We start from the raw sequence: 12,408 nt of genomic DNA, 5'->3' as shown, positions 1-12,408 counted from the left end.
GCGGTCCCGGGTGCCGGTTCAGGGGCGGACCGGGCCGACCCCGCCGTCGACCCGACCCGGAGGCGGCGGTGGCGGCCGCCCACCGGGGCCACCACGACGTCCCCCGGCTGCCACCGCACCCGCTGCGGCGGTGCGCCCCGAGCGACGGCAGAACCTGCTGCTGGTGCTGACCCTGGCGTTCATCGCCGTGCTGGGTGGCCAGCTCGTCTACGTGCAGGGCATCGCCGGCCCGGCGGTCGCGGCCGAGGCGCTCGAGAGCCGACTGCACACGGTCGCGATCCCCGGTGACCGGGGCGACATCGTCGATGCCGAGGGTGAGGTGCTCGCGACCTCGGTCGAGCGCTACGACATCGTCGTCAACCAGATGCTGCTCGCGCAGTGGAAGAGCACCGGTGACAGCGTCGAGCAGGCCGCGACGGTCCTCGCGCCGATCCTGGGCGTCTCGGTCGCCGAGCTGGCACCCGTGCTGGACGGCCAGCGCGGCTACGCCTACGTGGCCCGTGGTGTGACACCCGAGGTGTACCGCGAGATCGCGACGCAGCGGATCCCCGGGATCACCGCGGAGCGCACCACCGAGCGCATGTACCCCGCAGGCACCACGGCGGGCAACATCGTCGGCTTCGTGGGTCGTGACGGCAACGGGCTCGCCGGCCTCGAGCAGGTGCTCGATGCCGAGCTCAGCGGGACGCCGGGAAGGATGACCTACGAGCAGGGCCGCCGGGGCCAGCGGATCCCCGCGGGCGGGCTGGACGAGGTCCCGGCGGTGCCGGGACGCACGGTCCACCTGACGATCGCGCGCGACGTGCAGTACATGGCCCAGACCCTGATCGACACCGGTGTCCTGAGCACGGGTGCCCAGTGGGGGGCCATCCAGGTGCTCGACGTGGAGTCCGGCGAGATCCTCGCCCTGGCCGACTCCGGCACGGTCGACCCCAACACCCCGGGAGACACCCCGGCCGACCTGCGAGGGAGCAGGTCCTCCTCGGTGATCTACGAGCCGGGCTCCACGGCCAAGGCGATCACGATGGCCGCAGTGCTCGAGCAGGGGATCACGACCCCGACGGCGCAGTACCAGGTGCCGGACGTCTACACCACCGAGAACGGGCAGTCCTTCAAGGACTCGCACCCGCACGCGCTGCTGAACCTGACAGCCACCGGGATCTTCGCCGAGTCCTCCAACACCGGCACCGTCATGCTCGGCGAACAGCTGCCCCGTCAGGTGCGGCACGACTACCTCGCCAAGTTCGGGCTGGGCCAGGTCACCGGTGTCGGGCTCCCGGGCGAGGAGCCCGGCCTGCTGCACGACGCCGACAGCTGGGACGGACGGTCGCAGTACGCGGTCCTCTTCGGCCAGGCGGTCTCGGTCACCACCCTCCAGGCGACGCAGGTGTTCGCGACCCTCGCCAACGGCGGGGTCCGGGTCCAGCCACACCTGGTCAAGGGATGGAGCGACGCCGACGGCGTCTTCCACGCAGCGCAGGTGCCCGAGCCGACCCGCGTGGTGAGCGAGGAGACCGCCGACACCGTCGTGCGGATGATGGAGAGCGCGGTCGCCGAGGGCACCGGGTCCAACGCGTCGGTGCCCGGCTACCGCATCGGTGGCAAGACCGGCACCGCGCAGGCCTTCGAGGGGGGCGGGGTCATCAAGAACGTCGCCTCGTTCATCGGCGTCGCACCGGTCGACGACCCGAAGATCGTGGTCAACGTGGTCCTGTACGACCCCAAGACGTCGATCTACGGTGGAGCGGTCGCCGCGCCGCTGTTCGCCGAGGTCACGCAGTACGCCCTGCAGTACCTCGGCGTGCCGCCCAGCGGGACACCGGTCGACCTCCTGCCCAGCACGTGGGAGTGACCCGTGGCGTTGCCCGGCGCCCGGCGCCGGTCCCGGACGGTAGATTCGAGCCGTGACGTCCCCGCAGGGTCGGATGCGCCCCGACCACCGTCCCGCGCGTCGGCTCAGTGACCTCGCAGAGGCCTTCGGCCTGATCGTCGCGCCCGGGCCGGGCGGCGGTTCGTCGCCGCTCAACGACCCGGTGGTGACGACCGAGGTGATGCTGACCGGCGTCGCGGTCGGCTCGGCCGACGTCCTGCCCGGTGACCTCTTCGTCGCGTTGCCGGGTCAGCACGCCCACGGTGCGGACCATGCCCACTCGGCCGTGCAGGCAGGGGCGGTCGCCGTGCTCACCGACACCGACGGTGCCTCCCGGGTCGCGTCGCGCGCACTGGCCGTGCCGGTGCTGGTCGCCGACCAGCCACGTCGTCTGCTGGGAGAGGTGTCCGCCTGGTTCTACGGTCATCCGGCGCGCGACCTGACGGTCGTGGGCATCACCGGGACCAACGGCAAGACCACCACCTGCTACTTCGTGGACGCTGCCCTGCGGACGGCGCACTCCTCGACCGCCGTGATCGGGACGGTCGAGCTGCGGGTCGGGCAGGACACCATCGAGAGCCCTCGGACCACGGTCGAGGCGCCCGTGCTGCACGGCCTGTTCGCCCTGATGCGCGAACGTGGTGTGACCGCGTGCTCGATGGAGGTCTCCTCGCACGCCCTGGCCCTGTCGCGGGTGGACGGCCTGCAGGTCGACGTCGCGGGCTTCACGAACCTCCAGCGCGACCACCTGGACTTCCACGGGGACATGGAGGGCTACTTCGCCGACAAGGCGCGGCTGCTCGACCCCGAGCACGCACGGCGGGCCGTGGTGTGCGTCGACGACGAGTGGGGGCGCCGGCTCGCCCGTGAGGCGCGGATCCCGGTCGAGACGATCGCCACCCGTGAGGACTCCCTCGGTGGCGGCACCGCTGACTGGACGGTGCGGGACGCGACCGTCGGGCTCGACGGCGTCGGCTCGGGCTTCACGCTGGTCGGCCCCGACGGTCGCGGCGTGGCGGCGCGGAGCCCGCTGCCGGGCCTGGTCAACGTGTCCAACGCGGCGCTGGCGATCGTGCTGGCCCACCGGGCCGGGATCCCGTTGGCCGAGGCGGTCGAGGGCGTCGCCGGGGCTCGGGCGATCCCGGGCCGGATGGAGCGCGTCGTCGAGCGGGGGGAGGCCCTGCCCCTGTGCCTGGTCGACTACGCCCACACCCCGGACGCGCTGGTGCTCGCCCTCGAGGCGGTGCGCCCGATCACCCCCGGGCGGTTGCTGATCGTGCTGGGTTCGGACGGCGATCGCGACCGGGGCAAGCGGCCGCTGATGGGCGAGATCGCGGCCAGGCTCGCCGACGTGGTCGTGGTCACGGACGAGAACCCGCGCTCGGAACGCCCCGAGGCGATCCGTGCCGCGATCCTGGACGGGGTGCGGCGGGAGCGGCCCGACGGCCGCGACGTGCACGAGGCGCACTCACGGCAGGAGGCCGTGCGGACGGCCGTCGAGCTCGCAGGCCCGCAGGACACGGTCATCGTCACCGGCAAGGGGCACGAGCCCACGCAGGAGATCGACGGGGTCTTCCACCGGTACAACGACCGGGACGCCCTGAGCGCCGCGGTCGCAGAGGTGGCACGATCCTCTGTGGCCCGCACCACGAGACCACCTTCGACCCCTCCGGAGCCCCACGCGTGATCGACCTCAGTGCCGAGCAGGTAGCCGCAGCAACGGGCGGACGCCTGATCGGCGACCCCCAGACGGTCGTCACCGGTCCGGTGGTCTCCGACTCGCGCCAGGTCGTGCCGGGAGCGCTGTTCGCGGCGCTGCCCGGCGACCAGGTCGACGGGCACGAGTACGCCGAGCGTGCCGTGGCCACGGGTGCCGTGCTGGTCCTGGCGACCCGGGCGATCGAGGGGCCTGACGGACCGCTCCCTGTCGTGGTGGTGCCCGACGTGACCGTCGCCCTGGGAGACCTGGCCCGATCGGTGCTGGGTCGGCTCCGGTCGGCGGGCGACATCCAGGTGGTCGCGATCACCGGCTCGGTCGGCAAGACCACGACCAAGGACGTCCTGGCCCAGGTGCTGCGCCCCGCGGGTCCGACGGTGTGGCCCGAGGCCTCGTTCAACAACGAGATCGGTCTGCCGCTCACGGTGCTCCGTGCCGACGCCACGACGCGCTTCCTGGTGCTGGAGATGGGCGCCAGCGGGATCGGGCACATCGACTACCTGACCGCGATCGCGCGACCTGATGTCGCGGTCGTGCTGGTCGTGGGGTCCGCGCACCTGGGAGAGTTCGGCGGCATCGACGCCGTGGCACGGGCCAAGGCCGAGATCGTCACGGGTCTGGTGCCCGGGGGCACGGCCGTGCTCAACGGCGACGACCAGCGGGTCGCCGCGATGGCCGCGGTCGCGCCCGGCCGGGTCGTGCTGTTCGGCGAGGAGGCCGCGGCCGCCGTCCGGGCGGTGCAGGTGCGTCTTGACGACGAGGGTCGTGCCCGGTTCGACCTCACGACGCCCGTCGGCACGGCGCCGGTGCACCTGCGCCTGGTCGGTGAGCATCACGTCCACAACGCACTGGCCGCGGCGGCCGCAGCTCTCGAGCTGGGCCTCGACCTGGCCGACGTGGCCGAGGCGCTCACGACGGCCGAGGCGCTCAGCCCGCACCGGATGCACGTCACCGAGCGTCCCGACGGGGTGACCGTGATCGACGACTCCTACAACGCCAACCCGGAGTCGATGCGGGCTGCCCTCAAGGCCCTCGCGGTCCGGTCCGCTGGTCGACGTCGGACCATCGCGGTCCTCGGCGAGATGCTCGAGCTCGGTCCTGATGCGGTCGAGGCCCACGACGCGATCGGTCGTCTCGCGGTCCGTCTCAACATCTCCCGCCTGGTGGTCGTCGGCGACGGGGCCCGCGCGATGCACACCGGCGCCTTCCAGGAGGGGTCCTGGGGTCAGGAGTCGCGGCTCGTCGAGGACGTCGAGGCGGCGGCGACCTGGCTGGACCAGGAGCTCACCGAGGGTGACGTGGTGCTGGTCAAGTCCTCGCACGGTGCCGGCCTGTGGCGGCTGGGAGACCGGCTCGCCGCGGGTGGGGCGGACGCCCGATGAGAAGCGTCCTGATCTCGGGCGGGATCTCCCTGCTCATCTCCCTGCTCTGCACGCCCCTGCTGATCCGGTACCTGGTGCGCAAGCAGTACGGGCAGTTCATCCGGCAGGACGGTCCGACGGCGCACTTCACCAAGCGCGGCACACCCACGATGGGTGGGGTCGTGATCATCGCGGCCACCCTGCTCGGGTGGGGCATCGGGAGTCTGCTGACCGGCCGGACACCGAGTGCCTCGGCCCTGCTGGTGCTGTTCCTCATGACAGGGCTCGGGGTGGTCGGGTTCCTCGACGACTACATCAAGATCTCCCGGCAGCGCAGCCTGGGCCTCTCGGCCCGGTGGAAGATCATCGGCCAGGGCATGGTCGGACTCACCTTCGCGGTCCTGGCGCTGCAGTTCCCCAACCAGAACTACCGGACCCCGGCGTCGACCCGGATCTCGTTCATCCGCGACACCAACATCGACCTGGCCTTCGCAGGGACCACACTCGGCCTGATCCTCTTCGTCATCTGGGCGAACTTCCTCATCACGGCGTGGTCCAACGCGGTGAACCTCACCGACGGCCTCGACGGCCTGGCCACCGGGGTCTCCCTGATCGTCTTCGGGGCCTACGTGCTGGTGGGCGTGTGGCAGTCCAACCAGACCTGCCAGAGCATGCTCACCGCAGGCCCGCGGTGCTACGACTCCCGTGACCCGCTCGAGCTCGCGGTGATCGCGGCGGCGATCACCGGTGCCTGCTTCGGGTTCCTGTGGTGGAACGCCTCACCCGCCAAGATCTTCATGGGCGACACCGGGTCGCTCGCGCTGGGCGGCGCGTTGGCCGGCCTGTCCATCCTGTCGCGCACCGAGGTGCTCGCAGCGGTGATCGGTGGCATGTTCGTGCTGATCGTCCTGTCGGACGTCATCCAGATCGGCTTCTTCAAGATGACCGGCAGACGGGTGTTCAAGATGGCACCGCTGCACCACCACTTCGAGCTGTCCGGCTGGGGTGAGGTCACCATCGTCATCCGGTTCTGGATCATCGCAGGGCTCTTCGTCGCCGTCGGCGTCGGGTTGTTCTACGCCGAGTGGGTGGCCGGTTAGTGGAGGGCCGCACGCAGCCTGAGCTGGCCGGGCGGCGGGTGCTCGTGGTCGGCCTGGGCGTCTCGGGGCGCGCCGCCGCCCAGGCCCTGCGTCGGCGTGGTGCGGAGGTCGTGACCCTCGACCGACGCGGCGAGGGCGCGGATCATGCCGACGCCTCGACCCTCGACCTCGGCTCGATCGACCTCGTCGTCGCCTCGCCCGGCTTCCCGCCGAGCACCCCGGTGCTGGTCGAGGCCCTCGGACGGGGACTGGCCGTGTGGAGCGAGGTCGAGCTCGCCTGGCAGCTACGCGTGGACCGCGCGGCGGGTGGCGGGCCGGCTCCGTGGCTGGTGCTCACCGGGACCAACGGCAAGACGACCACCGTCGGCATGCTCGAGCAGATCCTCACCGCGGCGGGGGAGCGCGGCCCGGCGGTCGGCAACGTCGGCCCACCGGTGGTCGAGGCCGCGACCGACCCCTCCCTCGACGTCCTCGCGGTCGAGCTGTCGAGCTTCCAGCTGCACTTCACGCACTCGGTGGCTGCACAGGCCTCAGCCGTCCTGAACATCGCCCCCGACCATCTCGACTGGCACGGCTCGTTCGAGGAGTACGCCGCAGCCAAGGGGCGGATCTACGAGCGGACCGAGGTGGCGTGCGTCTACCCGGTGGACTCGCCGCGGGTCGAGGCCCTCGTCCGGGAGGCCGACGTCGCGCAGGGCGCCCGCGCGGTCGGGCTCACCCTGGGTGCGCCGATGCCGGGCCAGCTCGGGGTGATCGACGACCTCCTGGTCGACCGCGTGTTCCACGCCGCGCCCGAGGACCCGGCACGCAGCCGGTCCGCGGCCGAGCTCGCGACGATGGCGGACCTCGCTCATCTCGCGGGTCGGGGCGCGTCGCTCCCGGCGCACATCGTCATGGACGCCCTGGCTGCGGCTGCCCTCGCACGGGCTCACGGGGTCGCGGCCTCCGCGGTCCGTGACGGGCTGCGTGCCTACCGTCCTGGTGCCCACCGGATCGAGCACGTCCGGACCCTGGACGGCGTCGCCTACGTCGACGACTCGAAGGCGACCAACGCCCACGCTGCCGCTGCCTCCCTGAAGGCCTTCGAGGACGGGTCGGTGGTCTGGATCGCCGGTGGGCTCGCCAAGGGCGCCCGTTTCGACGAGCTCGTCGTCGACTGCGTCGACAGGCTCCGAGCGGTCGTGGTGATCGGGGTGGATGCTGCGCCGTGGGACGAGGCACTCGGCCGACACGCGCCCTCAATCCCGGTGGTGCGCGTGGATCCCACGGACACTGGCACGGTGATGTCACGTGCTGTGCAGAGCGCCCGACGGCTGAGCCGCCGGGGCGGCACGGTGCTGCTCGCCCCCGCTTCGGCGTCGATGGACCAGTTCGACTCCTACGCGCACCGGGGTGAGGCGTTCGCCGAGGCGGTGCATGCCCTGGTCGGCGTGGACGCCGAGCCGGTGACGGACTGAGGGCGGCGATGGCGGCCGACGTCGAGGCGAGACCACCGCGCGGTGACCTGCTGGGTCCGTGGAACAGCGCCGTGAGCAGCTACTACCTGCTGACCGGCGCGACGGTGCTGCTGCTCGCGCTGGGGCTGGTGATGGTCCTGTCGAGCTCGAGCGTCGACTCGCTGAGCCTGACCGAGGGTGCCTCGCCGTACTCCATCTTCCTCAACCAGGCGCAGTACGCCCTGATGGGTCTGCCGCTGGCTTTCGTCGCGAGCCGTCTGCCCGTGGCGTTCTACAAGCGGGTCGCCTGGCCCGGGCTCGCCCTGGCGGTCGCGCTGCAGCTCCTGGTCTTCTCCTCGCTCGGGGTCGAGGTCAAGGGGAACCGGAACTGGGTCCAGATCCCCGGTCTCGGGCAGGTCCAGCCCTCGGAGTTCGCCAAGCTGGCGCTGGCCGTCTGGCTCGGCATGGTGCTCGCTCGCAAGAGGCACCTGCTCGGCCAGTGGCTGCACGTGCTGCTGCCCGCCGCGGTGGTCGCCATGGGTGTGGTGGGCCTGGTGCTGCTCGGCAAGGACCTCGGGACCGCGATCATCATGCTCGTCCTGGTGGCCGGTGCGCTGTTCGTCGCAGGGGTGCCGATGCGCATGTTCGGTGTCGCCGCGGTCCTCGCGGGCGTCGTGGTGGTGGCCCTCGCCCAGGGCTCCAGCAACCGGATGAGCCGGATCGAGGCCCACTTCGACCCCCACTGCGACGTCCTCAACGCCTGCTACCAGACGACGCGCGGGAAGATCGGGCTGTCCTCGGGGGGGCTCACCGGGGTGGGGCTGGGCGAGAGCCGCGAGAAGTGGTCCTACCTCCCCGAGGCGCACAACGACTTCATCTTCGCGATCCTGGGCGAGGAGCTGGGCCTGCTGGGGACGGGCCTGGTGCTGGCGCTGTTCGCGGTGCTGGCCGTCGCGATCGCCAGGGTCGTCCGCCGCCACTCCGACCCCTTCGTGCAGATCACGGCGGGGGCGATCGGTGCGTGGATCCTGGGCCAGGCGGTGGTGAACGTCGCGGTGGTGATCGGGCTGCTCCCGGTGATCGGCGTCCCTCTTCCTCTGGTCTCGGCCGGTGGCTCGGCCCTCATCACGACCCTGCTGGCGCTGGGTGTGGTGCTCTCGTTCGCCCGCCAGGAGCCCGGGGCCGCGCAGGCCCTGGCTGCCCGGCCCAGCGTGGTGCGTCGCTCCCTGGTGGTCATCGGTCGGTCTGTCCCCGGGAGCTCGCGTGGTTGAGTCCGTCCTGCTGGCCGGCGGCGGTACCGCCGGTCACGTGAACCCGCTGCTGGCCGTGGCCGACGAGCTGCGCCGCCGCGACCCGGGGCTCCGGGTGACCGTGCTCGGCACGGCGACCGGGCTCGAGGCCGACCTGGTCCCGGCCCGTGGCTACCCGCTGGTCCACGTCCCGAGGGTCCCCCTGCCGCGGCGCCCCGGTGCGGACTGGCTGCGCCTGCCCGGCCGGCTCCGGGCAGCTGTCCGTGCCGCGGGGGAGGCGATCGACGCGAACGGTGTCCAGGTGGTCGTCGGCTTCGGTGGCTACGTCGCGACACCGGCCTACATCGCGGCCCGTCGGCGGGGGGTGCCCGTGGTGGTCCACGAGCAGAACGCCCGGCCCGGGCTGGCGAACAGGCTCGGCTCGCGCTGGGCCCGGTCGGTGGCGGTCACGTTCCCGGGGACGCCCCTGCCCGGGGCCCAGGTCACCGGGATGCCCTTGCGGCCCGAGATCGCCGCTCTCGTGGACGCCAGGGCTCGGGACTCCGTGGGCGAGCGGGTGAGCGCGGCCCGTGAGCTCGGGCTGGACCCGTCGTTGCCCACCCTCCTGGTCACCGGGGGTTCCCTCGGTGCGCTGAGCCTGAACACCGCGGTCTCGACGGCGTCGGGCGATCTCCTCTCGGCCGGGCTCCAGGTGCTGCACCTGACCGGTCGGGGCAAGGGTCAGGCCGTGCGTGACCGGGTCGCGACCGGCCAGGGGGATCCTGACGGCGCGACGCTCCCGACGCGCTACCAGGTCAGGGAGTACCTGGACCGGATGCATCTGGCCCTTGCCGTGGCGGACGTCGTGGTGTGCCGGTCGGGGGCCGGCACCGTCAGTGAGCTCGCGGCGCTCGGTCTGCCCGCGGTCTACGTCCCGCTGCCCATCGGCAACGGTGAGCAGCGTCTCAACGCAGCCCCTGTGGTGCAGGCGGGAGGGGGGCTGCTCGTCGAGGACGCCGACCTGACCCCCGACTGGGTGCGATGGACCCTGGTCCCGCTGATGACCGACGACGAGCGGCTGGCCGGCATGCGCCGTGCGGCGGCGACCGCGGGCGTGACCGACGGTGCCGCGCGGGTGGCCGACCTGGTCGAGCAGACCCGATGAGTCACACCGCGGACGAGGCCGGGGCCCTGACCGACGTGGCCGACCTGGGCCGGGTCCACCTCATCGGTGTGGGCGGGGCCGGCATGTCGGCCGTCGCTGCGCTGCTCGCTGCTCGGGGTGTGGTCGTCTCAGGCTCCGACGCGCGCGACGGTGCGTTGCTAAGCGCCCTGCGTGAGGTCGGTGTCGAGGTCCGTGTGGGGCATGCGGCCGAGAACGTCGACGAGGTGGACACCGTCGTCGTCTCGACCGCCATCCGCTCGACCAACCCCGAGCTGGCGCGGGCCCGCGAGCGCGGGTTGCGGGTGCTGCATCGTTCGCAGGCGTTGGCGGCCCTGATGGCCGGCCGTCGGGGGGTGGCGGTGGCGGGTGCCCACGGCAAGACCACGACCTCGGCGATGATCGCGGTCGCTCTGCGCGATGCGGGTCTGGACCCCTCGTTCGCGATCGGTGGCACGGTGCACGGCGCGCAGGGTGCTGTCGGCGGCGGGATGCACGGGTCCGGTGACGTCTTCGTCGCCGAGGCCGACGAGTCCGACGGCTCGTTCCTGGCGTACCGGCCGCTGGTCTCGGTGGTCACCAACGTCGAACCCGATCACCTCGACCACTACGGCGACCGTGCCGCGTTCGAGGCCGCGTTCGTGGCCTTCGCCGACCGGGTCGCGGCCGGCGGGTGGCTGGTGGCCTGCTGGGACGACCCGGGTTCGCGCGCCCTGGCCGAGCGGGTGCGGGCCGAGGGGCGTCAGGTCCGCACGTACGGCATGCAGCCGGGGGCCGACGTCCGGCTGACCGGGTTCCGGTCGGGTGGTGCTACCGGTGGCAGCAGCGCGTCGATCGAGACCGAGGACGGCGTGACGGCGCTGCACCTCCTGGTGCCCGGTGAGCACAACGCGCTCAACGCGACCGCGGCGTGGACGGTCGCGCGTCTCCTGGGTGTGGACGGGGCCCGGGCGGCCCGCGGTCTCGGCGGCTTCAGCGGCACGGGTCGCCGGTTCGAGCCGCGGGGGGTGCGTGAGGGCGTGCGCGTGGTCGACGACTACGCGCACCACCCCACCGAGGTCGCCGCGCTGCTGCGCGCCGCCCGGTCGGTGGCGGGCGAGGGCCGGGTGCTGGTGCTCTTCCAGCCCCACCTCTTCTCGCGGACCCTGGCCTTCGCCCAGGAGTTCGCCGACGCCCTCGGCCTGGCCGACGTCGTCGTGGTGACGGACGTGTACGCCGCGCGGGAGGACGTCGACCCTGCGGTGACCGGCGAGACCATCACGGCCCTGATGCCCGTGGACGCTGGTGCGCGCTTCGTGGCAGACAGGCATGCGGCGGCCCGCTGCGTGGGCGGCCTGGCCCGCCCGGGGGATCTCGTGCTGACCGTCGGGGCGGGGGACGTCACCGAGCTCGGGCCGGAGGTCCTCGAGGCGGTCGGGACCTGGGCGCGATGAGGCCGCCCTCCAGGCCCCGGGTCGTCCCGGTGGCTCCTACCCGTCAGGCCCGGCCGGCGGCGCCGCTGCGCGTGCCGCGCGAGGGTCGTGGCGAGGTCACCCGTCCGGCGACGGCACGCCCGGCCGGACGGGCGGCCGACGGCGGGAGGGCCGACGGCGGGAGGGCCGACGGCGGGCCGGACGCTCGTGCTGCCCGCGACGGTCGGGACGCGCAGGTGGTCCGGGGAGGTGGTTGGGTGCCGGTCCGCCCACCGGTGGTCTCGACAGGCTCGGCGGAGCGTTTCGCCGAGCGTGTCGCGATGCGGCGCCGACTGAGCCGCCGGCGCATGCTGATCGTGGGAACGGTGGTCGTGGTCGTCGCCGCCGTGGGCTGGTTGCTGCTGATCTCGCCCGTGCTGGCGCTGCACACCCAGGACGTCGAGGTGCGCGGCGAGGGGACGGTGGTGGATCCGGCCGCGGTGCGGACGGTGGTCGAGGGGTACCAGGGCACCCCGCTGCCGCGGCTGGACACCGTGGGGATGCGCCGAGCGATCCTCGACGTGCCGGGGGTCCGCGCGGCCGAGGTCGCGAGGGTGTGGCCGCACGGGCTGCGGGTCACCCTGGTCTCGCGGGAGCCCGTCGCGGCCGTCCCGCAGGCCGGTGGGGCGGTGGTCCTGCTCGACGTCGACGGGGTGCAGGTGGGCCGGGCGGATGCCGTCCCGGAGGGCCTGCCTGTGGTCGACGTCCCGCTCGACGCCGAGGACGCGCGCGTCCTGACGGCGGTCCTGACGGTGCTCCAGCGTCTGCCGGAGGACCTCCTCGCCGAGGTCACCACCGTTGCGGCCGCAACCCAGGACACCGTGACCTTCACGCTCCAGGACGGTGCGCGGGTCGAGTGGGGGAGCGCGGACGAGACCGCCCTGAAGGCCGAGGTGCTGGGGGCGTTGCGTCGCGCCGAGGCGAGCAGCGGCGCGGCGGTCTACGACGTCTCGGCACCCAGGTTGCCGATCACACGCTCCTGACCATGGAACGCCGGGGGTAATCCGACGACACGCGCCCGTGGTCGTTGCAGGCTGCGCCGGGGCCACCTAGCGTCGCCCCTGACAGCAATCTGACATAAC

The 12,408-nt window shown here is 72.9% G+C and carries 9 protein-coding genes; all 9 read left to right on the top strand.

All coding sequences use genetic code 11. The annotated features are described in order from the left end of the window. The first annotated feature begins 130 nt into the window (after positions 1–130). From M1R94_RS03810 to M1R94_RS03770, 9 genes are read left to right on the top strand one after another with little or no spacing between them, the layout of a single operon-like run. Complete coding sequence (locus M1R94_RS03810) at positions 131–1,852, top strand: peptidoglycan D,D-transpeptidase FtsI family protein (RefSeq protein WP_249380343.1); 1,722 nt, start codon at positions 131–133, stop codon at positions 1,850–1,852. A gap of 52 nt (positions 1,853–1,904) precedes the next feature. Then, on the top strand, positions 1,905–3,557 hold the full coding sequence (locus M1R94_RS03805; RefSeq protein WP_249380342.1) for a UDP-N-acetylmuramoyl-L-alanyl-D-glutamate--2,6-diaminopimelate ligase: 1,653 nt from the start codon (positions 1,905–1,907) through the stop codon (positions 3,555–3,557). Continuing rightward, positions 3,554–4,969, top strand: coding sequence for a UDP-N-acetylmuramoyl-tripeptide--D-alanyl-D-alanine ligase (locus M1R94_RS03800; protein ID WP_249380341.1), 1,416 nt, complete (start codon positions 3,554–3,556; stop codon positions 4,967–4,969). Before M1R94_RS03805 ends, M1R94_RS03800 begins: the two co-directional genes overlap by 4 nt. Beyond that, positions 4,966–6,048, top strand: coding sequence for a phospho-N-acetylmuramoyl-pentapeptide-transferase (gene mraY, locus M1R94_RS03795; protein ID WP_249380340.1), 1,083 nt, complete (start codon positions 4,966–4,968; stop codon positions 6,046–6,048). The genes M1R94_RS03800 and mraY overlap by 4 nt, the downstream gene beginning before the upstream one ends. Beyond that, a complete protein-coding gene (gene murD, locus M1R94_RS03790; protein ID WP_249380339.1) occupies positions 6,048–7,505 on the top strand; it encodes a UDP-N-acetylmuramoyl-L-alanine--D-glutamate ligase in 1,458 nt (485 codons plus the stop codon). The genes mraY and murD overlap by 1 nt, the downstream gene beginning before the upstream one ends. An 8-nt stretch (positions 7,506–7,513) precedes the next feature. Continuing rightward, a complete protein-coding gene (gene ftsW, locus M1R94_RS03785) occupies positions 7,514–8,755 on the top strand; it encodes a putative lipid II flippase FtsW (protein WP_249380338.1) in 1,242 nt (413 codons plus the stop codon). Then, positions 8,748–9,878 (top strand): undecaprenyldiphospho-muramoylpentapeptide beta-N-acetylglucosaminyltransferase, encoded by a 1,131-nt coding sequence (gene murG, locus M1R94_RS03780; RefSeq protein WP_249380337.1) that lies wholly within the window; start codon positions 8,748–8,750, stop codon positions 9,876–9,878. Before ftsW ends, murG begins: the two co-directional genes overlap by 8 nt. Next, positions 9,875–11,308, top strand: a complete 1,434-nt coding sequence (gene murC, locus M1R94_RS03775) for a UDP-N-acetylmuramate--L-alanine ligase (protein WP_249380336.1) — start codon at positions 9,875–9,877, stop codon at positions 11,306–11,308. The genes murG and murC overlap by 4 nt, the downstream gene beginning before the upstream one ends. A gap of 29 nt (positions 11,309–11,337) precedes the next feature. Next, positions 11,338–12,309, top strand: coding sequence for a cell division protein FtsQ/DivIB (locus M1R94_RS03770; protein ID WP_249380335.1), 972 nt, complete (start codon positions 11,338–11,340; stop codon positions 12,307–12,309). Positions 12,310–12,408 lie beyond the last annotated feature (99 nt).

This window comes from Actinotalea alkalitolerans, assembly GCF_023369855.1.
Lineage (GTDB): Bacteria > Actinomycetota > Actinomycetes > Actinomycetales > Cellulomonadaceae > Actinotalea.
The sequence above is the reverse complement of the archived record's forward strand: the minus strand, read 5'-3'. Positions and strand labels throughout refer to the sequence as shown.